At 61.7% G+C, this 20,481-nt stretch carries 18 protein-coding genes and 2 pseudogenes; 6 read left to right on the top strand and 14 right to left on the bottom strand.

The features are described 5' to 3' along the window. From NKI19_RS05180 to NKI19_RS05190, 3 genes are all read right to left on the bottom strand, one after another. A partial coding sequence (locus NKI19_RS05180) for a glycosyltransferase family 2 protein (protein WP_352951096.1) occupies positions 1-1,452 on the bottom strand: 1,452 nt, incomplete at its 3' end. Then, a complete protein-coding gene (locus NKI19_RS05185) occupies positions 1,442-2,623 on the bottom strand; it encodes a glycosyltransferase family 2 protein (RefSeq protein WP_352490111.1) in 1,182 nt (393 codons plus the stop codon). The genes NKI19_RS05185 and NKI19_RS05180, both read right to left, overlap by 11 nt. 2 nt (positions 2,624-2,625) lie before the next feature. Next, entirely contained in the window at positions 2,626-3,615 is a 990-nt protein-coding gene (locus NKI19_RS05190; RefSeq protein WP_352489963.1) for a glycosyltransferase family 2 protein, read from the bottom strand. Between the two features lie 860 nt (positions 3,616-4,475). Between NKI19_RS05190 and NKI19_RS05195 the strand changes: the two genes are divergently transcribed. Together NKI19_RS05195 and NKI19_RS05200 are read left to right on the top strand one after the other, a co-directional pair. After that, positions 4,476-4,694, top strand: a complete 219-nt coding sequence (locus NKI19_RS05195) for a hypothetical protein (RefSeq protein WP_352489964.1) — start codon at positions 4,476-4,478, stop codon at positions 4,692-4,694. A 112-nt stretch (positions 4,695-4,806) separates the two neighbouring features. Further along, positions 4,807-5,511, top strand: coding sequence for an SOS response-associated peptidase (locus NKI19_RS05200; protein ID WP_352489966.1), 705 nt, complete (start codon positions 4,807-4,809; stop codon positions 5,509-5,511). On the opposite strand, the gene NKI19_RS05205 is transcribed toward NKI19_RS05200, so the two are convergent. Together NKI19_RS05205 and NKI19_RS05210 are read right to left on the bottom strand one after the other, a co-directional pair. Continuing rightward, the gene (locus NKI19_RS05205) at positions 5,508-5,768 is read right to left on the bottom strand and encodes a hypothetical protein (protein ID WP_023677293.1); all 261 of its coding nucleotides are present in this window, start codon (positions 5,766-5,768) and stop codon (positions 5,508-5,510) included. The two genes, NKI19_RS05200 and NKI19_RS05205, sit on opposite strands and share 4 nt — an antisense overlap. A 3-nt stretch (positions 5,769-5,771) precedes the next feature. Next, positions 5,772-6,032 (bottom strand): hypothetical protein, encoded by a 261-nt coding sequence (locus NKI19_RS05210; RefSeq protein ID WP_254819421.1) that lies wholly within the window; start codon positions 6,030-6,032, stop codon positions 5,772-5,774. A 135-nt stretch (positions 6,033-6,167) separates the two neighbouring features. Here NKI19_RS05210 and NKI19_RS05215 point away from each other — a divergent pair, with 135 nt between their 5' ends. Further along, positions 6,168-6,392, top strand: a complete 225-nt coding sequence (locus tag NKI19_RS05215; protein ID WP_352489967.1) for a hypothetical protein — start codon at positions 6,168-6,170, stop codon at positions 6,390-6,392. Between the two features lie 69 nt (positions 6,393-6,461). Then, complete coding sequence (locus NKI19_RS05220) at positions 6,462-10,811, top strand: NACHT domain-containing protein (RefSeq protein WP_352564165.1); 4,350 nt, start codon at positions 6,462-6,464, stop codon at positions 10,809-10,811. A gap of 256 nt (positions 10,812-11,067) precedes the next feature. Here the strand turns inward: NKI19_RS05220 and NKI19_RS32820 are convergent. The 9 genes and pseudogenes from NKI19_RS32820 to NKI19_RS05260 all read right to left on the bottom strand — a co-directional run. Beyond that, positions 11,068-11,162, bottom strand: a pseudogene (locus NKI19_RS32820) (BA14K family protein); the annotation flags it as partial. Positions 11,163-11,571: 409 nt separating this feature from the next. Continuing rightward, positions 11,572-11,901, bottom strand: a complete 330-nt coding sequence (locus NKI19_RS05225; RefSeq protein ID WP_352489970.1) for a DUF2934 domain-containing protein — start codon at positions 11,899-11,901, stop codon at positions 11,572-11,574. A gap of 141 nt (positions 11,902-12,042) precedes the next feature. After that, complete coding sequence (locus NKI19_RS05230; protein ID WP_352489972.1) at positions 12,043-12,672, bottom strand: BA14K family protein; 630 nt, start codon at positions 12,670-12,672, stop codon at positions 12,043-12,045. A 167-nt stretch (positions 12,673-12,839) separates the two neighbouring features. Continuing rightward, positions 12,840-13,601 carry an ABC transporter ATP-binding protein gene (locus NKI19_RS05235; protein WP_352489973.1) on the bottom strand — a complete coding sequence of 254 codons (762 nt, stop codon included), beginning with the start codon at positions 13,599-13,601 and terminating at the stop codon, positions 12,840-12,842. A 32-nt stretch (positions 13,602-13,633) separates the two neighbouring features. Beyond that, entirely contained in the window at positions 13,634-14,632 is a 999-nt protein-coding gene (locus tag NKI19_RS05240) for an ABC transporter substrate-binding protein (protein ID WP_352489975.1), read from the bottom strand. Between the two features lie 58 nt (positions 14,633-14,690). After that, positions 14,691-15,539 (bottom strand): ABC transporter permease, encoded by an 849-nt coding sequence (locus NKI19_RS05245; protein WP_352489976.1) that lies wholly within the window; start codon positions 15,537-15,539, stop codon positions 14,691-14,693. Between the two features lie 40 nt (positions 15,540-15,579). Then, on the bottom strand, positions 15,580-16,962 hold the full coding sequence (locus NKI19_RS05250; protein ID WP_352489978.1) for an LLM class flavin-dependent oxidoreductase: 1,383 nt from the start codon (positions 16,960-16,962) through the stop codon (positions 15,580-15,582). A gap of 52 nt (positions 16,963-17,014) precedes the next feature. Continuing rightward, entirely contained in the window at positions 17,015-17,572 is a 558-nt protein-coding gene (gene msuE, locus NKI19_RS05255) for an FMN reductase (protein ID WP_292664923.1), read from the bottom strand. 572 nt (positions 17,573-18,144) lie between these two features. Next, the gene (locus NKI19_RS05260) at positions 18,145-19,437 is read right to left on the bottom strand and encodes an Nramp family divalent metal transporter (protein WP_352489979.1); all 1,293 of its coding nucleotides are present in this window, start codon (positions 19,435-19,437) and stop codon (positions 18,145-18,147) included. 236 nt (positions 19,438-19,673) lie between these two features. Between NKI19_RS05260 and NKI19_RS05265 the strand changes: the two genes are divergently transcribed. Together NKI19_RS05265 and NKI19_RS05270 are read left to right on the top strand one after the other, a co-directional pair. Next, entirely contained in the window at positions 19,674-19,979 is a 306-nt protein-coding gene (locus tag NKI19_RS05265; protein WP_023677305.1) for a hypothetical protein, read from the top strand. Between the two features lie 125 nt (positions 19,980-20,104). Further along, a pseudogene (locus NKI19_RS05270) lies at positions 20,105-20,429 on the top strand (endonuclease domain-containing protein). Positions 20,430-20,481: the final 52 nt, after the last annotated feature.

Below are 20,481 nucleotides of genomic sequence, written 5' to 3' on the forward strand. Positions count from 1 at the left end.
TCCCGCCATGGACAACAATGCCTCGGCTGCAAACATGTTTGACTTATCGGCACCGGCGCCCTTTTGCGGTGCATGTACGGGCGATCGCCTCGCAAGCCGCGCGAAACATCTCCAGAAGCGGAACACCATGCGCTCATGGCCGGAGAGTCCGCGTATAAACTCCTGCGTAGGTACGAAATTCAGGATCAAATCAATCCAATGACGCCTCGTCACGTTTCCGAGTACACCGAACTGCACGAGCGCTTCGATCTGGCCATCCTTCACGAGGTAGGCATAAATTTGATCGATCCCTTTCGGAAGTTCGGTCGAGCGTGGATTTCGGACATCGACGCGTATCGCAAGCGTCCGCGCCAGCCTGCGCGGCGCGGCTAAGTCATCGAAGTCGAGGAGCATTTGCTCGAGATGATATTGTACGCGGCGCCCGGCAACAGGGTCGCCCCAAACCTTGCCGAGTTCTACAACCAGCTCGGTGACGGGCCCGCCGATTCTGTCCCATCTCGCAGCCAATTGCTCCGGCACCGATCTACTTCCTACCACCAGGCCGTCGAAGACCACCTTTGCGATTTCACGGGCCCATTCAAATCTGGCCGGGAGCGCGCGCAGCGTCTGCGGCTCGATCGACCCGCCGCCACTGCCGCAATCCGATGCGGCGTTCCACAACACGAACCACGCGAGTGCTTCGGAAGCGGTTCCGCCGTGCGCCGAAATCGCTCCATTGGCGTGAGCGGATGCCGGGTGCTTGACCCTGGGATCGGCGGAAAAGCCGCGAGCGATAACGATTTCCGCGTCTGCCAGCATTTGCGTCGAATTGCGGGTGAGCGAGCCGGGGCTGTTCCGATAGAAAGCGAGCGGCTCGTCCACCATCACCCAGCGTTTGCCTAAACGCGCGACGCGCTGCCACAAATCCCAATCCTCGCAGGTGCGCAACGAAACGTCGAAGCCGCCCAACTCGGTAATTGTCGCGCGATCGATTAGCAACGCGTGAGTGCGGATGGCGCAGCGGCGCGCGAATGTCTCGAAAGGCTGGATCGCGACCTCGGGCGCAATGCTCGGTGGGGTAAGTGCACCATCGGGCATCACCCGGCGAGAACCGCAATAGGCAGCTACTGAATCGGGCGAGGCTCCCAACACGGCCAGCATTTTCGCCAGAAAGCTGGCGTCCACCCAATCGTCCGCGTCCAGGAACATCAGCCAGCGGCCGCGCGCCTCCGAAATCCCCTTGTTTCGCGCCCCCGCCGCGCTATTTGCGCAAGAGCTCACTGTCCGAAATCGAGCATCCTGCTCCACATAACTGGCGATGACCGCTGGGGTACCGTCCGTCGAACCATCATCGACGACGATCGCTTCCCAGTTAGCAAAGTCCTGACCGAGGAGACAATCGAGAGCTTGAGCCAGCGTCGCCTCCGCGTTACGCGCAGGAACAACGATCGAAACAAACGGATCATCCGCCACGCCGGACTACCCGCCTTGTTCGAAGATAGAACAGAAGTCCGGAAACATAGCCGGCGATTTCCGGCCAAAGGAAACGATCCTCAGGAACGCTGCGTCCGAGGAGTCTTCTACGAACTCGGCCGACATACCAAAGCGGTTTCCACTTCAAGGCTTGTTTCAAATTCGCCTTGATGCCAGTCCGTTCATGCTGGACGAGCAATGCGGCTGAATGGCCGCGCATATAGAAGTAGATTTGCTTGGCCAGGCCCTCCATCGTCCGTCTGTGAAAGTGGAACGCGACGGACGCAGGCTCGTAACGGCAGTCATATCCATTGGCGAGCAGCCGATACCAATATTCCGAGTCACCCGAACATCCGGCCTGACCGACGTCGAGGCGCTCGTCAAACAGCCCAGCTCGGTCGAACACTTCGCGGCGGAACGCCATGCTGGCGCCGGCACCAATTTTCCAGGAAGGAAACACCTCGTGTTTTCTCGCGGCGAAGTCGTCCGCGCGGAAGATTTGTGGAGTATAGCCCTGCCCGAAGCTCCAGAATGTCTCGAAAAACCGCTGGGCTTCGGTGGCAATCTCGGCGGGCAGCACAAGACCCGTCACGGCGCCGATCGACCGGCTGTCGAAGGCAGCAACCAATCGCTCAAGCCAATGCGGATGAAGCAGAACATCATCGTCAGTGTATGCAACGATAGCCGAGGACGCCCTCTGAGCTCCTCGGTTGCGCGCAATATCCAGGCCGGGTCGATCCTCGCGCAGGTAAATTGCACCCGCCGCCAGAACGACCTGGCGCGTTTCGTCGCCTTTCGATGCGTTGTCGACCACGATGATCTCTGCCGGTGGAAAACTTTGCTGAGGAAGCGAGGCGAGGCAGCGCCGCAATTCGTTCGGCCTGTCGCGTGTGCAGATGACGACGCTGGCCCTCGGCAGGTTCATTATCGGTGAAGTCGGTCCTGAGTCTTGAGCGGCCGCAACCGGGGAAACGCGGCACTGACCATCGCTTCCCTTGAGCAAGTGCCCAACCGGCAGTCCGTCACGCCACATGACGATCATCCCGGAATCGCAGCTTTCAGGAGCACCCTGGATGTCCAAATCCACATGGCGGACACCTTCGCAGCTGGCCGCGCCGAACATTTTCCGCAGATCTGCCTCCAGCACATTTGCGCGCCAGTTTGGCGACATCTTCACCGACTCATTTCATTATAAAGCGGCCGAAATTCGGCGTTTCGCATCCGTTTTACTCGAGCTTTGATCCAGCGAGGAATCAACCTAGCCCGGCAGTAAACGTCTACCATGTTGGGCAGGCGAGAAATTGCCGTGCGCGGATCCAGGACGAAGAGTTTCTTCGATAGGTCGCCGGCCGCGTAAAGCTGCCCACCGATCAATGCTCTCACGGCAAGCCAATGAATCATGTCGACCATATGGGCATCGAGATCGCTGCCGAACTGCGGATATTTTTCGCGAAACTCGGCGAGAACAATCTCACACGAACGAAGCATCTGCATGACATCGCTCGACATGTTGGCGTTTGTCATCCGGTAACCCACGAGGTGCTGAGGCACGACGCGGAATTCGTAACTTTCCGCAATTCTCAGGCACATTAGAAGATCCTCGCAGCCTTGTGCATTCCTGGCCCTCAGGGAAGGATCGAATTGTCCCGCCCGCTCAAATGCGGAGCGACGCATCAGCATCGAACTTCCGTTGCCGACAAAATTCATTCTGCACATCCGCTGCAAAACGCGGCCATCGGCATCGGGCCGGTTGTATAATGAGAATACCCGGCCGTCCTCGTCGATTTGCGCAAACCAGCAATATGCCAGGCCCGCAGAAGAGCCGCCTTCCTGCAGGGCGCGCAGTTGCAGTGCAATTTTGGATGGGGCCCAGAGGTCATCCGCGTCGACAAACGCTAGAAACTCGGCGTCGGTACAGGCCGCACCCCTGTTGCGGGCCTGTGCAACACCAGTGTTCGGTTGCCTCATCAGGCGTATACGCCGGTCTTTCTCAGCAAAGGAGGCAACAATCGAGGCGGACTGGTCCGTCGATCCGTCGTCCACCACGATAATATCCAGCGCCTGATGGTCCTGTTGGCAGATGCTGGTCAAGGTGGCGCCAATGGTTCGCTCGGCATTGAACATCGGCACCACGACGCCTACCGTGGCATTGTCCTGGATCATTGGAGCCCTTCGTTTCTCTGCAAGAGCTAGTAAACAACGGATGGCGCCTGCATTGCAATCAGCGCCGCTCTCTACAGAACCACGGGTCCGCCTGCCAAATCCAGCAATGGCAGGCGGACCCTAATCAGCGCATGAAGGGACTGATTCTGCGCCGATGTCTCCTCAAGGAGGTGACGCCATCAACTGAAGACGGGCGCAGTTGTTCCCGACGCCGGCCGTACACAAGACCATTGCGCAGGCAGGTCAGACTTAGGTCCCTGATGAGGGGCGCTTGTCCTGCGGAATACGCATCCACCGGCGCCAGTAAGTTGTCCAGGCGGTACGGGCTCAGCGGTTGTCAAGCTGTTGCTAATATGCCGCACAGGCAGCGCTCTATGAACGGCGTCGCTTGGAACCGCTACCTCCGGCCAACCGTTAGTGTCACAATGACAAACCAAAAAGTGAGGCTGAGGATGGACCCGCTGCAAAACAACACTTTGGAGATCTGGTGTCTCGCGGCCGTTCCGCTGTCGCTGCTCCTTACGGTGTTATTAGCCGGATTTATTCTTTAGCCGAAGCCAACGAGGCCGGGTTTGCGGACCGGGCCTGGAAGATGAAAATGACGGCCATTTAGGCCCGCCAGGCGTCGCGGACGCCCCGTAGCACCAGGCCATGGCAGCCTTTTCCAACCTTGCCATCATCATCGGCTCTTTCGACCGGTCCGGTCCGCTGCGATTGCTCGCGGCGGCCCCGTTGCGAGGGCGAGCATCCGAGCTCGTACGTTTTTTACACAATCGCTGATTGGTGGACTCGCCTGCCGCGATCGACGTTAATTTTGCGTTAGCGACAGGAGGGGGGAGATCGCTAAAGGGAGGAAGAAAATGAAAGAAAACTACGATCTGACGATCGACTACGACGACGAACCTTACGACACCAAGCCTTACGATCTAGCCACATTCGCAAGGAAGCACGGGCTCAACATTCGAGCCGCGGAGCTTCTTCTCTTTGCCAAGGGCCCGTCCCGAGCGGCCTGCGATGCCGCGGCGAGGGCCTTTCTCGCGGCAGTCGCCGCACAAGCTATGAGACAATCGGCGCGGTAGGTCTCACAACGCCATTGCTGACACGACCAGCCGTGTCAGCAACCCAACGGACAGCGCTGGAAATTTTGGGCCGTTTCCAACAAGATGCCTGAGCATCCGGGAACGGCCTGAAATGTGCAATCTCTACAACATCACGACCAGCCAGGAGGCCATCCGCCAGTGGACAAGCGCCTTGCGCGACATCCTCGGCAATCTCGAACCGTCCATCGACATCTATCCCAACCAGCCAGGCCCGGTGGTGCGCAACACGCCGGACGGCGAACGCGAACTGGCCAATCTGCTGTGGGGCATGCCGACGCCACTGGAGCGGGTGAAGGGCAAAGCCGACTACGGCACCACCAACATCCGCAATCCGCAATACGGCCACTGGCAGCAATATCTAGGCATCGAGAACCGCTGCGTGGTGCCCGTCACCAGCTTCGCCGAGCCCAGCCCGGCGCCCGGCGACAAGGACCCCGAGACCGGCATCCAGCGCAACTACTGGTTTGCACTCGGCGAGGACCGCCCGCTGTTCTTCTTTGCCGGCCTGTGGACACGCTGGCAGGGCATTCGCAAGGTCAAGGACGGCCCTGGCGATCACCAGGTCTATGGCTTCATGACGACCCAGCCCAACGCGCTGATCGCGCCGATCCACGAAAAGGCGATGCCGGTGATCCTGGCCACGCCGGAAGAAACCGAGATCTGGCTCACCGCGCCATGGTCGGAGGCCAGGCACCTGCAGCGCACGGCGCCCGACGATGCGCTGGTGATCGTCGACAAGCCGGCGACACAGATCAAGTTTCCGCAGCAGGCGCCGGTGCAAGGCTCATTGTTTTAGCGCTTGAACTTCTGCAGCACCCAGATGTAGCCCTTGGGCGGATGATCCTGGTCGATGAACTGCGTCTTCACCGTCGTGTCCTTGCGGCTGCATCGCTTGCACCTGAACCTGATGGCTTCCAGCGGCTTGTTCCAGCCCACCACCTGCGCCACGTCATTCGCCCTGAACCGTCCGACATGGTAGCAATGGCCGCATTCCACGATAAGCAGCATGTTGGCCTTGGCGGCACGTCCAACGCTGTCCATCGGCCCGGCCATGGCTCATTTCCGGGTCGAGTAATCCTCGGGCAGCGGAAGCAGGCCAAGCTCCGCCATCCGATAATCGGGCTCCTTCTCCGCGACGCTGGCCAGCACCTCGTGCAATTTCTCGACAAGCCCGCAAAGCTGCCAGAACAGCTCGCCATGCGCCTTCAGATGCAGCTGCGACGACAGCACCGTCCGGCGCAGGCTCAAAGCGTCCCTGATGATCGCCTCCGCATCCCTCGCCGACAGCCTGTCGAACCGGCTTTTTCGTCTGCCCATCGCGGCTCTCCTCGATTTGTGAGCAACCGCCCCGCCTACTGACAAATAGGAAGGCATTCCTCGCGGAGTCAATTCGCTCTTGACATTTTTGTTCCCGTTTTGTTCAATTTCAACAGGAACGCTGGAGGCACCGCCATGGACCACATCGTGACACTGGACAGCCGCCAGGAGGCTGCGCTGCAGGCCATCGCCGACAGGTTCATCGCACTGCATAAGGGCGATGCGGTGAAGGCGCTGAAGGAGATGATTGTGCTGAACGGGCATTTGCAGGAACGGCTTGATGCGGTGGAGGGGACGATGCTTCGCGGGCTTGCGCGTTGGCAACCTTGCATGCCTGCTGATGAACGGCCTGCGGTTTAGGAGGCAAGAAAAGAGTATCATGCAGCCGCCGCTCTGATTCGTGCCGGCGTATCAAAGTATCGCCGCTCAATGGCTAGCAAGAATAGAGACGATTTCAGCGAAAAGACGAGGCTCCAGATCGCAAAGCGCGCGGGCTGGCTGTGCTCGTTTCCGACGTGTCGCACGCCGACGGTCGGCGCTACTTCTGACGGTGAAATCAACATTGGTACGGCGGCCCACATCTGCGCGGCTGCGCCCGGCGGCCCACGCTACGACAAGGCTATGTCGCTGGAGGAGCGCTCCTCCGCAAAGAACGGTATCTGGATGTGCCGCGATCACGGCAAGGCCATCGACTCCACCGATCCGGAATTCACGGTCGAGCGCCTGCGCGAATGGAAGAGGCAGGCGGAAATCGAGTCATGGCGTCGAGTGCTGCGTAACGAAGCGTCGCGTGGGCCAATAGTTGCGGAAGACACGCAGTTGGCGCTGCGCGTTCGAACAGCGGCAGAAGCGGATCTCAAGGTTTTCCGACGAACCGTGAAGTGGCCATCCACCTCGGTTGCTCTCATATTGAGAGTGGAGAGGTTCGAAGAACCGGTAACGACAAGCGCGCTCGCCAAGGCGATCACGTCTCTGGATGATTTGATCCTCGTCGCGGGCCCCGGTATGGGCAAAACGACGACACTCTTCCAAATTGCCGAAGGCGTGCTGGCTAGCGGCAACGGCACGCCCGTCGTCGTGCCACTTGGCGATTGGGCCACGGAAGGCGTGACCGTTCTGGACTCGATTCTGAAGCGCCCGGCGTTCAATAGAATCTCGGAAGATGACTTCCGCAAAGCTGCTGACCAGCCTGGCGTCGTGCTGCTGCTCGACGGCTGGAACGAGCTAGACGCACAAGCGCGAGCGCGAGCGCGCGTCCAAATCGCCAGGCTCAAGGCAGAGCTGCCCAAACTCGGCCTAGTTGTGTCTACACGCAGGCAAGCTCTTGACGTTCCTTTCGAAGGAGCACGCGTCGACCTGCTGCCGCTCAATGAAGACCAGCAAATTCAGATCGCGGTCGCGACGGGCGGCGACGCAGGTGCGAAGATCGTGGACCAAGCTTGGCGCACCACGGGCCTGCGTGAGCTTGTAACGGTGCCTCTCTATCTGGCGGCGCTGTTATCGCTACCTGATGGCGCGCCGTTCCCGACGACAAAGGAAGAAGTGCTGCGGCACTTTGTGTCCGCGCACGAAAAGGAAGCCAGCCGCGCGGAAGCGCTGCACGCGGTTGTGCAGGGATTCGAACAGGACTACCTTGATGGGCTCGCCGCCCTCGCCACGCGCACGGCAAATACGTCTATTACCGACAGCAACGCACGGCGATCGATCTTCGAGACAGAAACATTGCTCGCTGACAACGGGCAGATCACAATCAAGCCACAGCCGGAGGCCGTGCTCGATGTACTCGTCAGTAACCACGTGCTGATGCGCGCGGGCGACACGCCCGGCTATTCGTTCCAGCACCAGCAGTTTCAGGAATGGTACGCCTCTCATTCGGTCGAACGCCGCATCGTCGCCGAGGTCGCAGACGCCAAAGCACGCGAGGCCCTGAAGGTGGAAGTTTTCAATCTTCCGGTATGGGAGGAGGCTATTCTTTTCGCAGTTGAGCGTCTGGCACGCGGCGACGCGCATCAGCGTGCCGCGTGTGGCAAGGCCATCATCGCCGCGTTCGAGCTCGATCCCATTCTCGCCGCGGAGATGATCTTCCGTTCCACGGAAGAAGTGTGGGCACAGATCGCTTCGACCATTCAAGCACTCGTGGCGCGTTGGCACGTGCCCGGTAAGGTGGACCGCGCTTTCCGCTTCATGCTCACGTCGGGTCGTCCCGAATTCATCGGCGCAGTGTGGCCGCTCCTCACTAACGAGAACGAGCAGATCAGTCTCAAGGCGCTGCGCAACTGCCGGCGATTTAGGCCGTCAATACTTGGGCCTGACGCCGAAAAGAAAATCAGGGCTTTGGCTCCGAAGGTGCGAGCGGTGCTGCTGCATGAGATAGCTACGCACAGCGGCATCGACGGCCTGGACCTTGCGACCACAATTGCGAAGAAAGACCCCGACCCTGAGGTGCAAGCCTCAGTCGTCGATGCGCTGGCTTTCCGGCATGCGGACCGCCATGTCGCCGAAGTATTGCGAGATGCTAGCGACGAAACCTTCGACCTGATTGTGAGCAAAGGCCTCGTCGATGAGGTGCAGGACGAACAGGTTGGAAAGGGACTTGCGGCGGCAAAAGAGCGGCAGAAGGCGAAAGATGCGTCGGCTGCTAATCGGTTACGTGCGATTGTTTACGCGCGAGGTGCTGAGGATCACAGCGCTGAGCTGACCCACCTCATCAGCACTATGGAAATCGAGGAACGGCAAGATGCCAAGGAGCAACTTATCTACGAGGCGCGCAACCGTTATCCGCGAGCGATCGCGGACGGTCTTCTTGCTCGGGTAAGAGCGGGCCGCACACTGTTCTACGGCGCGGACGATATTCTGGCATCAGTTGGATTTGTTGTAGAAGACGATGCTCTTGCCCAATTGGTGCTAGCCGATCCAACCCGCCACGACGATCGTGCGGAAGCCGCGGCGTCAGTCCTTGGGCCGGAGGCCGCCGGGCGCCTAGTTGACGCGCTGCTCGTCGTGGGATCGCGCGTCCGCCCAGATGGCACATACGACAATGCAGCGAGCGAACTCTACCGAGGACTGGAATCCCGGATCGCGCATGTGCCGGGCTCAAGCCTCGTTGCCGCTATCCTGGCGCGCGCGGCGCAGGCGGACAACGAACGAATAGAGCAGTTTGCCAATCTGCTCTCGCGCCATCCAGATGGTGAAACCGACCGCGGCAGGCCATTCGACGCAGACTCCGTTCTAGCTATACAAGGCTTAGTCGAAGACTGGGGCAAACGACTGCTTGTTTCGGAGGATGCGAAACGTCGACAGAAGGCTAGTATCGCGACACTTGCGAGCCACGTGCCGTCAGTGAGTCTGTTGCCCCGTTTGAAGGGCCTGCTTGACGACAATCTGGAGCGCTACAGAGCTTTCCAGAAAGATGCCGAGGCCGTCAAATGGCGGCGGAGCGAAGCGGTGGACGAAGCCCGCTGGCCGATGACACATGAATACCAGCGCGCGTTCTTGGCAATCAAAACGCCGGAGACAGCCGCTATGATGCAGGAGTATTTGGCAGATGAGCATTTCGGCGCGCTAGCCGCGCGGGTGCTCACCGATCAATGGAGGACTACGAACGAACCACCGAACGGAAAGCGCTTTCTCGGTGGCGTTGACTTCTCGCGTGTGAAGGAGAAACGCGAGGCTCGTGTCACCGATCCTGATAAGACTTCGGCTGAAGCGGAAGCTATATTCGCCGCAATCGAACCACTGATTGCAGAAAACGCCGCGAGCCAGCAGAAGATGCTCGCTGTCGAACTTGGCATTGTCGCCTCGCAGCTACCGCACGGACGGCGTGCCAGCATTATCCAGAAACTCATTGCGCTCGCGCCGAGGCGAGTACGTGCGGACTTATTCCTCGGCCTTATCCTTTCCGGCGCAGAAATCGACATAGATGTAGTGGCCGATGGCATTGCCGAGACCTTCAAAGCGGCGAAGACGGAAGCGTGGATACTCACGGAGGGCGGGGGCTATGAACTAAAGGCGTGGTTACGCCTATTGCCATTCGTGAACCGACCCGCAGAAGCGATTGCCATTTTGCGCAGCATGCATCCCGCGCAAAGTGGGCCAGACTTCTTGTCGGAAATGCTTGGGGCCATAGGGCATGCTCCATCAGTCGAAGCTGAAGAACTTTTGTTCAAACTCGCGGAAGACAATCCAAACTTCTACAAGGATTTTCACTGGCGGATGACTGCTCTGCGCCTAGGTACGCCGTCTTCGGCCCGTCGTCTCATTGACTTGACCGGCAATGGCGTTTTCAAAGGGGTGGGCGATTGGCATTTGGCACGGGAACTAGGAAATCTGATTGCCGCGCACCCGGAACTAAGAGCCCATGTATACAGCCTGTTGACCGGTAGCCCAACATCGCGCGGATTCGCGATACTTGCCAGTGTAGTCGCCGAGAACCCTGACGAGGAAGGACTGTTATTGTTGGCTAGGTTGGAAATTGACCAGAAACGGTCTCTTCTCGGTTACCGAAGCATCGAAATGGCCACCACCGAGCACGTGCCTTCGGAGTCTTGGGAGGGAGCTTATAATGTCGTACCGATCCCTGCCATCGAATTGCGCCGCAGCCTGCTCTCGATGACCATTGACGGCGGCGCTTCGGACGTCGCCGCACGCTTGTTGCGTCAGATCGACTTAGTTAGAGATGAATACGGAGTGCCGGAAGCCGAGCCGCGCCACCCTGATCTTGCGTCCGGCAAGCCTTGGCCGATCCTGACCGCGGACCTGGACGCGACTGCAGAGAACTAAACCTTTCTAGCGTGCCGATCGCACGAGACGAACAGCATCGCGCTTGTCATCGATCACGGTGCGCCGACACCCGCGACTTCCTACTCTTCAGCCGGCCTCCATCTACCTCTCATCTCTCCATCCAGCCCCCCGAATCTACCAGTCTTACCTCCCTGCGCCTCGACGTAGGACGGGCCAACCGGCACCTTCCGGCCTCCGGCAGGTTCAGCACGCAGCTTGCAGATGCCCGACGCCAGGTGCCGCCCAGCACCCCCACCTATTCGCACTGCCGGCGCGCCCCCGGAATAGGGCTGATAGCTGTTGTCTTCCCGGCCGATATGACCGGTAGCGGCTGAAGCAGTATTGCATGTGGTCGGATGACAGCTCGGCGGCGCCGGGTTCATCCGATGGCGCGTAGCCCTCCACCGACGACGTATCGACATAGCTGCCGTCATCGCCGGCATCGGGATAGGGCGAGATGCAGGGGGCGCCGTTGTCCGCTGTAGGATGCGTAGTGGTCGTCGCTTGGCCTGTGGGAGCGGCTTCGCGACGGGCTTGTCACGGGCTGGAATTCAGGCTCCGCCAGGCATCCGGCGCCGTTGCCTGGCAAGCGACGGCATGCCGCCTCAATGCCTCTTGAAATACTGCACCTCGCGTCCGTGCTTTTCCGCAGCCTCGCGGGTATCGAAGGTGCGCCGAGATTGCGGCGCTTGCCGGTCTTTTCGTCCTTCTTGCGCGAATAGAGGCGGTATTTTCCGTCTTTGAGTTTTCTGATCATCTGTCACTCCCCGAGCCGCTGCTTCCCCTTGAGGTTGCGCGCGGCTTGCTCGATCGCCGCCCGGTCGTTGCCCAGCCTGTCGATCAGTTCCTGCGCCTGTTCGCCCGATATGCCGGTGCGCACCGCCAGGGCCTCCACCGTCAAGATGTCTGAGCTCGCGACCTCGCGGGTTTCCGGCAGGGCATCGCCTGCCGTCAGCGGCAGGGCTGCCTCCCTGTCGATCTCGGCCTCGGCCCGGTGCCAGTGCCGCTCGGGATCGCCATGGATCCCGCCTTCACGTTCCCAGATCTGGTATGCGCGCTCACGAATCTTGTCTTCCCGGTCGTCGCCCATGTTGATTTCTCCTTTGGGTATCGGATGAACGCCGCGCCAACCCGAACGATCCAAAAAAATTTGCGTGATCGTTGGTTAGCCGCTCGAGGGTGGGGTCGCACAAGGCGCCATGCACTGCGGTCGCCAGCCCACCCGCGCTGCCTACTCGCACTGCCGGCGCGGCCCGCCGGAATACGGCTGATAGCTATTGTCCTCGGGCCGATATGAACGGTAGCGGCTGAAGCAGTATTGCACGTGGTCGGATGAGAGCTCGGCGGCGCCGGGTTCATCCGATGGCGGGTAGCCCTCCACCGACGACATGTCGCTCGCCTCGATATAGCTGCCGTCATCGCCGGGGTCGAGATAGGGCGAGATGCAAGGGCGCTGTTGTCCGCTGTAGGACGTGTAGCGGTTGTCGTCCGGCCGGTAGGAGCGGTAGCGGCTGGCGCACCATTCGATATGGGCGGCGGGCAGCGTCTGCTGCTCTTTCACCGCCGGTTTGATAGAGCCGGTGGTGTCGGGTGTCGAAGCTGCGGCGGTGTCGGTGGGTTTCGAGCTGCGATCAACTTCCGAGGTGCGAACCGGGACCGCGCGAGCGGGAAGGCGCTCGAGGGGTTGCGAGGCCGGGTTCACCGGTCGCGGATCCTTGGCCCACAGTTCGGCGACGCTGGAGACCGGGGCGGCCGGCCGCACCGGCTTGGCTATCAATAGCCAGGTGGCGAAGGCCAGGCCGCTGGCGAACACGGCGAGCGTCAGCACGAAGCCGCCAAAGATTGCGAACAAAGCTTTCATGCCGCGCTCCTTCGCCTCCCGGTTAAGGAAATGCGGGGCGGGGAATCCGGTTCCAGGAAAGAGCGCGGGGCAGGGACTTTCAAAAAGGAAGGCCCCTCTCCGTCTCGGCTTCGCCGAGCCACCTCTCCCCGCTTTGCGGGGCGAGGAACTCAAGGCCTTTTAGGCTTTCAGTGCAGGCCGAATTCGCGCAGAAGTTCTTCGCGGTAGCGCACGAAGCGGCTTTCGCTGCGCTCGCGCGGACGGGGCAGGTCGATGTCGATCAGCCGCGCCTCGCCGCCTTTCTCCTTGGGCAGGATCAGCACCCTGTCGGCGAGGTAGATCGCTTCCTCGAGGTCGTGCGTCACCATCACCATGGTGACGTTCTCCTCGCTCCAGATGCGCGCCAGTTCCTCCTGCATGCCGATCTTGGTCATCGCGTCGAGCGCGCCCAGCGGCTCGTCGAGCAGCAGAATTTCGGGCTGCACGGTCAGCGCGCGGGCGATGCCGACGCGCTGCGCCATGCCGCCCGACAGCTGCCTTGGGAAAGCATCGCCGAATTCGGCGAGCCCGACGAGCGCGATGTAGAAGCGCGCCCGTTCCTCGGCCTCGGCCTTCGGCATGCCGCGCACTTCGAGGCCGAAGGCGACATTGCCGAGCACCGTCAGCCAGGGCAGCAGGCGCGGTTCCTGGAAAATCACCGCGCGCTCGGCACCGACGCCGTGCACCGGCTTGCCGTCGATGGCGACGCCGCCGCTGTCGGCGGCCTCCAGCCCGGCTAGGATGCGCAGCAGCGTGGTCTTGCCCGATCCGCTGGCGCCGACGATGACCAGGCATTCGCCCGAGCGGATGTCGAGGTTGAGGGTCCTCAACACGGCAAGCGAGCGCCCGCCGATGCTGAACGATTTGGACAGGTCGCGTATGCTGACCTCACCGCCGCTTGTGCTGCTCATCGGGCTCGTCTCCCAGCTGCCGGTTGGCCTTGTCAGTTGGTCTTGGTTTCGCCTGGCCGGTAGAGGATATCTGCTGCCTTAAGCTTACCCTTTGGCAGGCGGCCGTCGCGCTCCAGCACGCTGACCCAGAAGTCGATGTCGCGGTCCGTCGCCTTGACCCCCTGGCGCAGCCCGAAGCCGGTCCAGTAGCGCGCCAGCTCGCCGTTTTCGCCGCGCTTGTCGAGGATTGTCGCGAGCACCTTGCGCGCTTCGTCGGGGTTCTGCAGCGACCAGTCGGAGGCGCGGGCGGACTGTTCGACGAAGTTGCGGGCGGCGTCGGGATGCGCGGCGATGAAGTCGCGCCTGAGCACGACGAAGCCGCCGGCCAGCTCGCCCAGCACGTCGGTGTCGTTGAACACGCCGCGCACGCCGCCATTGTCGACCAGCGCGCCCGCAAACGTCGCCTGCCAATAGCCCAGTGCTGCGATGTCGACCTGGCGGGAGCGCAAGGTCTGTTCGAGCTGCGGTCCAGGCACGACGACGAGATTGGCGGCGTCCGGCGACAGGCCGACGCTGTGCAGCGCCTCGCGCACGGTGTAGTCGAGATGGGCGCCGAGCGTGTTGACGGCAATGGTCTTGCCGGCAATGTCGGCGATCGATTTGATCGGGCTGTCATCCAGCACGTAGAAGACGCTGCGCACCTTGCTGTTGATGCCGTTGCTCGGATAGACGGCGACGAAGTCGTTGCCGCCGGAAATCGAATTGATCACGGCGGCGGTTGCAGCCGAGCCGATATCGACGCTGCCGGAGGCGAGCGCGAACAGCGATTCCGGGCCGCCGCCGGAATAGCCGACATTCTCGATCTCGATACCGAGGCCTTTGAAATAGCCGAGCTCGCCGGCCAGTTCATGCGGCGAGATGCTGCCGCGGCTGGCGAGGGAGCGGAACTTGACGGGTGCGGCTTCGGCGAAGGCGAAGCGCGGCAGGCCGGCGGTGAGCAGGCCGGCGGCGAAGGGCGCGCCGGCAAGCAGGGAACGGCGGGTGATTTTCATTGTCCGGGTCTTTCCTGATTTGAGTTCTGGCCTGGTTGAGCTTGGTAAGGGCGGGTGGTCAGTCGACGGCGTTGCTCCAGCGGCAGAGCCGCCGCTGCAGGCTGACCAGCGCCTGGTTGGCGATCAGGCCGAGGCCGGCGAGGATGACGATCGCCGCAAACATCAGCGGGATCTGGAAGTTGTATTGCGCGTTCATCACCTGGAAGCCGATGCCCTTGTTGGCGCCGATCATTTCGGACGCAATCAACAGCAGCAGCGCCGTTGTGGCGCTGAGCCTCAGCCCAACGAAGATCGAGGGCACGGCGCCGGGCAGCACGACGCGGCGGAACACGGTGAGCTGCCTGGCGCCATAGACGCGGGCCATCTCCAGCAGTTTCGGATCGACTTGCTTGACGCCGCCGATGGTGTTGAGCAGCAGCGGAAACAGCGTCGCCCAGAAGATGACGAACACCTTGGAGACTTCGCCGAGCCCAAGCAGCAGGATGAACACCGGATAGAGCGCCAGCGCCGAGGTCTGGCGGAAAACCTGCAGGATCGGATCGAGGGCGGTTTCGACGGCGCGCACCTGGCCCATGAACAGACCAAGCGGAATGGCGACCAGCACGGCGGCCGCGAAGGCGAGACCGGCGCGCTGCAGGCTGATGGCGATGTCGCCGAGCAAGGTGCCGCCGGCCAGCCCCTTCCAAAGTGCTGCGACAATCATGTCGATCGGCGGCAGCACGGCCGCGTTGACCCAGCCGGCGCTGCTCGACACTTGCCAGATTGCGAGGAAAGCGATGAGGACGCCGTACCGCGACAGAAAGCCAATTCCTGCCCGGCCGCCGAGGCGCACGAAGTCCGAGCCGAGGCTTGTCGTGCTGTCACGCGTGCCGAGGCTGGCGGCCTGTTCGATGTGCTGCAAGGTCATCGTCGTGCCTCTCGCTTCGAGGGTAGTGGGCTTCGTGGAATTATTCGGCGGCCAGCACGGCCGAGCGCGCGGCGGTCCACGGGTTTTCCGGCCGCCTGAGGCCGAGGTTCTCGCGCAGCGTCCTGCCTTCATAGGCGGTGCGGAACAGGCCGCGGCGCTGCAGTTCGGGGATAACCAACTCGACGAAGTCGTCGAGCCCGCCGGGCAGCCAGGGCGGCAGGATGTTGAAGCCGTCGGCGGCTTCGTTGCCGAACCATTCCTCCAGCTGGTCGGCGACCTGCACAGCACTGCCGATGACGGTGTAATGGCCGCGGGCCGTCGCCACCCATTGATAGAGCTGGCGGATGGTGAAGTTGTGCTCGTCGGCAATCTGGCGGATCAGCGCCTGGCGGCTCTTCATGCCTTCGGTTTCCTTGCTTGGCGGCAGCGGGCCGTCGAGCGGATAGCCCCGGATGTCGAGCGTCTGGCCGGCCAGCCCGTTGAGCAGGGCGACGCCATCCTCGGGCAGGATGAGATCGTTCAGCTGCTGGTATTTGGCGCGCGCTTCTTCTTCGGTGCGGCCGACGAAAGGTGCCACGCCCGGCATGATCAGCACCTGCTCGGGATCGCGGCCGGCGGCCGTCACACGTGTTTTGATGTCGCGGTAGAATTCCTGCGCCGACGCGAGGTTCTGATGGGCGGTGAAGATGACTTCCGCCGAGTGGGCGGCGAGCTTGCGGCCGTCCTCCGATTGCCCCGCCTGCACCACCACCGGGTGCCCCTGCACCGGGCGCAGCACGTTGAGCGGCCCTTTGACGCTGAAATGCGCGCCCTTGTGGTCGATGTCGTGGAGCTTGTCCTTGTCGTAGAAGCGCCCCGATTTCTTGTCGCGGATGAAGGCATCGTCCTCCCAGCTGTCCCACAGCGCCTTGACCGTCTCGACATGCTCGTGCGCGCGGGCGTAGCGCTCGGCGTGGGCAGGCTGCGTCTCACGATTGAAATTGCGCGCGGTTTCGTCGCCGGCCGAAGTGACGACGTTCCAGCCGGCGCGGCCATTCGACAGATGATCGAGCGAGGCGAATTTGCGGGCGAGCGTGTAGGGCTCCTCATAGGTGGTCGAGGCGGTGGCGATGAAGCCCAGATGCGTGGTGAGCGGCGCCAGCGCGGCGAACAGCGTCACCGGCTCGAAGCCGGCGATCTTGGCGTTGCCGCCTTCGCGGGCGCCGAGGCCGACCGTCAGATTGTCGGCGAGGAAATAAGCGTCGAACAGGCCGCGCTCGGCGGTCAGGGCGAGCTGCTTGTGGAACTCGAAATTGGTGGCGCCGTCGGCCGGCGCCTCGGGGTGGCGCCAGGCGGCGATATGCTGTCCGCCGCCGGGCAGGAAGGCGCCCAGTTTGATTTGCCTGGATTGTTTGATTTGCCTGGATTTGGTGGATCGGGTCATCGCGGCGTGCTCCTGGATGGATCGGGGAGGGGATCTCGGGTCAGTGGTGCGTTCAGGCGGCAAGGCCGACGCGGTAGGGCACTCCGGTTACCCGGCATGCCTCGGCGACCGCCTGCCGGGCGCGGGCGTGGATGGCTTCCGACACCAGCACGCCATTGGCAAAATCCTTGTCGGAGGCGTAGATCGCGGTCGGCACGGTCAGCGCCTCGAAGAAGCCGAACAACGGCCGCAACTGGTGCTCGACGATCAGTGAATGGCGCTCGCCGCCGCCGGTCGCGGCGAGGATGACGGGCTTGCCCCTCAGCGATGACGGATCGAGCAGGTCGAAGAAGTGCTTGAAAAGCCCGGTGTAGCTGCCTTTGAAAGTCGGCGAGCCGGCCACCAGGATGTCGGCGCCCAGCAGCCGTTCGACGATGTTGCGCGCCGCCGGGTCGAGGTCGCCGAGGCGCCTTGCCTGCGGCAGGGAAGCGCCGAGATCCTCGATGTCGAAGACGGCCGAGGCCGCGCCGATGCTTTCGGCGGCCTGCCCGACAATGTGGCTGACGAACGCCTTGGTCTTCGATGGCCGGGTCAAGTTGCCCGACAGCCCCACAACGAGCTTCTTCGACATTCCTGGCTCCCTCTCAAGCGCTCAATTTTTTAGGATCTAAGGTCTAGCGATCTATTTTAAGTCTAGAGGGTTTGTAGAATTAAAAGAGCGAGAAAATTTCAAAAACAGGGCGGTGAGGGGACTGAGTTTGCGGCACATGGCCCGCAATTGGTTCATTCCGTGCGGCGTACTGCGCCGGCGCAGCGCATCGACCAGCAAAGGCCTGCCACACCTTGTCCCTCGGGCCGCAGTGAGTCAGGTCAATTTGATTCAAATCCGGCTGTGGATATTTGCTTTTGGGTAAAACGAGGCGGTCATCTTGCCGGCCGGCGGGCAACAGGGAGAAGCCTATGACAAGCGACTTTGCCGCCGCACACCTCCACCTCGAACGAGCCTGCCATTATTTGAGCGGCGAGGACGAGACGAGCCGCACGGCTCGTGCGGCTCTGGATCTCCTGATCGATGCAATTGTCGCGGCGCAATACAAGCGGCCCACAGGCGACGTTGTGGAATTTCCAAGACCGGCAAAGCTGGGACAATCCGCGAGCGGGAACGGGTAATCCAACCGGCGGCGTCCCCTTGCTTCCGCCTGATCACATGAACCAGGTTGCCACCAGGCCGATCGTCGCCGAGAAGATGGCGCCGGTCGTTGCCCAACCGAGTATGTTGGTGCTGCGGCTGTTCACCTGGTCACCCATGATCCTGCGGCTGTTCGTCATCAGCATGATGAGCAGCAGCAAGGGCGGCGTCGAGAAGCCCTGAACGATGCCGGACCAGACCAGCGCCTTCATCGGATTGAAGCCGAGAAAGTTGAGGCCGGCGGCGATCGCCGTAAAAAAGCCGATGGCGAGATAAAATTTGGGCGCCTCTCGAGCCCGGGCGTGCAGGCTGTTTTTCCAGCCGATGGCTTGTGCCACATCATAGGCAGCGCCGGTGGTCATGACAGGAACCGCGAGGAACCCGACGCCGATCACGCCTGCGGCGAACAGGACGCTTGCGGCCTGGCCGGCGAGCGGCCGCAGCGCCTCCGCGGCTTGCGCGGCCGTGTCGATATCGTGATGGCCCGCCTTGTAGAGCGTAGCACCCGTCGACAGGATGATGAAATACATGATGAGATTTGAAAACATCATGCCGATGAGGATGTCGCGGCGAGAGCGACGGAGTTCGCTGTCGGTGGCGCCCTTCCTTTGGCTGAGCGTCGTTCGCCCCTGGGCAATCTCCTCCTCGACCTCCTCATTGGACTGCCACGTGTAGAGATAGGCGGACAGCGTCGTACCGATGATGGCGACCAGGATCGACAGGAACTCACGGTTGAATTCGATCCTGGGAAGCAGCGTTCCGCGCAGTACTGCCGCGGCGTCCGGCTTGGCCAGAATGGCGGCACCGACATAGGCGAGCAGCGCCAGCGCCAGCCAGCGAAAGATGTTGCGGATCAAAGTATAGGAGCCGAAGACCTGGAGGGCGAAGATGATGGCGGCGACGAACAGCACGATCAGCGGAATGGGAAGCGGTACGAATATGTTGATCGCGGCCGCCATTCCACCAAGATCCGCCGCTGCCTCGATGGTGTTTCCGATAAGCACACCCAACAGCACGGCCCAGAGCAGCCACCGCGGATAGAAGTCCTTGATGACGTGGAACAATCCACGCCCGGATACCTGGCCGAGCTTCGACGACAGGTAGACGACCACATACATCATCGGCAACGTCACCGGAGCCGTCCAAAGCAGGTCGGGTCCGAAGCGGGCGCCTGCACTGGCGTAGGTGCCTATCGCGGAGCAATCGTCGTCGGCCGCCCCTGTTATCAGGCCGAGGCCAAGCGCTCGGCCTATGCCGCCTTTCCTCTCCTCAGGTGGGATGGAACGATCGGAACCGGCCTGCCTCATTGCGACCGGACCGGGTTGCGAACGAAAGGCGCGGGCTGCCATGCAACAATGATAAGGATCGGTCGCGGCGCTGGTCTCATTTTGCTTCCTTCAACAACGTGCCCAAACCCGGCGTGCCATGACTTGTTCCGCGACGACGGGTCAGGGGTTTTGTCTCAGGCAAAAAAGTTCGGGTTGACCGCTTCCGAACGCGAAGCGACTATCGGTGCGAGGCGAAGATCGCAGGAGGAAGTGCAATGGACGAGCCCGGTCAGTGGCGCCACATGTCGAGCGCGCCAAGGGACGGCAGCAGAATCCTTGTCACGGTTCGGCCGTCCGAACAGGGTCCGGCCGAGGTCGACATGGCTTACTGGGCCCGCGCCGATCAGTTCGGCAGCGAGGGCTGGCGCGCTTCCGATTCGTCTCCAGGACGCATCGTCGAATATGCCGAACCCGAACTGAAGTGCTGGATGCCGCTGCCGTCGGCCAATCTCAGCAAGGGATCGATGCCGAGCCCCTGGGAAGGGGAAGATGTGCCCTTGGTGGATGGCTCGGGGATATGAGGTGCGTTGCCACAGGTTCGCGCCAGGCCGAAGCTGCCGATCTCCCCCCAAAGTGGGGGAGATGTCCGGCAGGACAGAGGGGGGCGCCGTAGAACGCCAACCTCAGTCACCACGGAGCATTTGCAATGCCTCACACGCCATTGCCTCCACGAAACCGCGCAAATGCCAAATCGATGCGCAAAGCTATGACCGACGCCGAATTGAAACTCTGGAACGGGCTTCGGGCGCATCGGCTGATGGGGCGCCTGCCCGGAAAAGAAACTCATCGTCGAACTCGACGGCTCCCAGCATGCGGAAGCCAAGGCTGTTGCGAACGATGAAGCAAAGACGAAGCGTATGGAACAAGACGGCTGGACGATCCTGCGCTTCTGGAATGATGACGTCATCGGCGACATCAACAATGTCTGCCAGCACATCGTCATTGTGACCGGGCTCGCCGCTGCATCCTGAATGAGGTGGCCAACGCAACTTCCGGAAACGACGGATGGGCTGTAGAACCCCC

This window comes from Mesorhizobium sp. M0751 (assembly GCF_040320265.1).
In the GTDB taxonomy this organism is placed as follows: domain Bacteria; phylum Pseudomonadota; class Alphaproteobacteria; order Rhizobiales; family Rhizobiaceae; genus Mesorhizobium.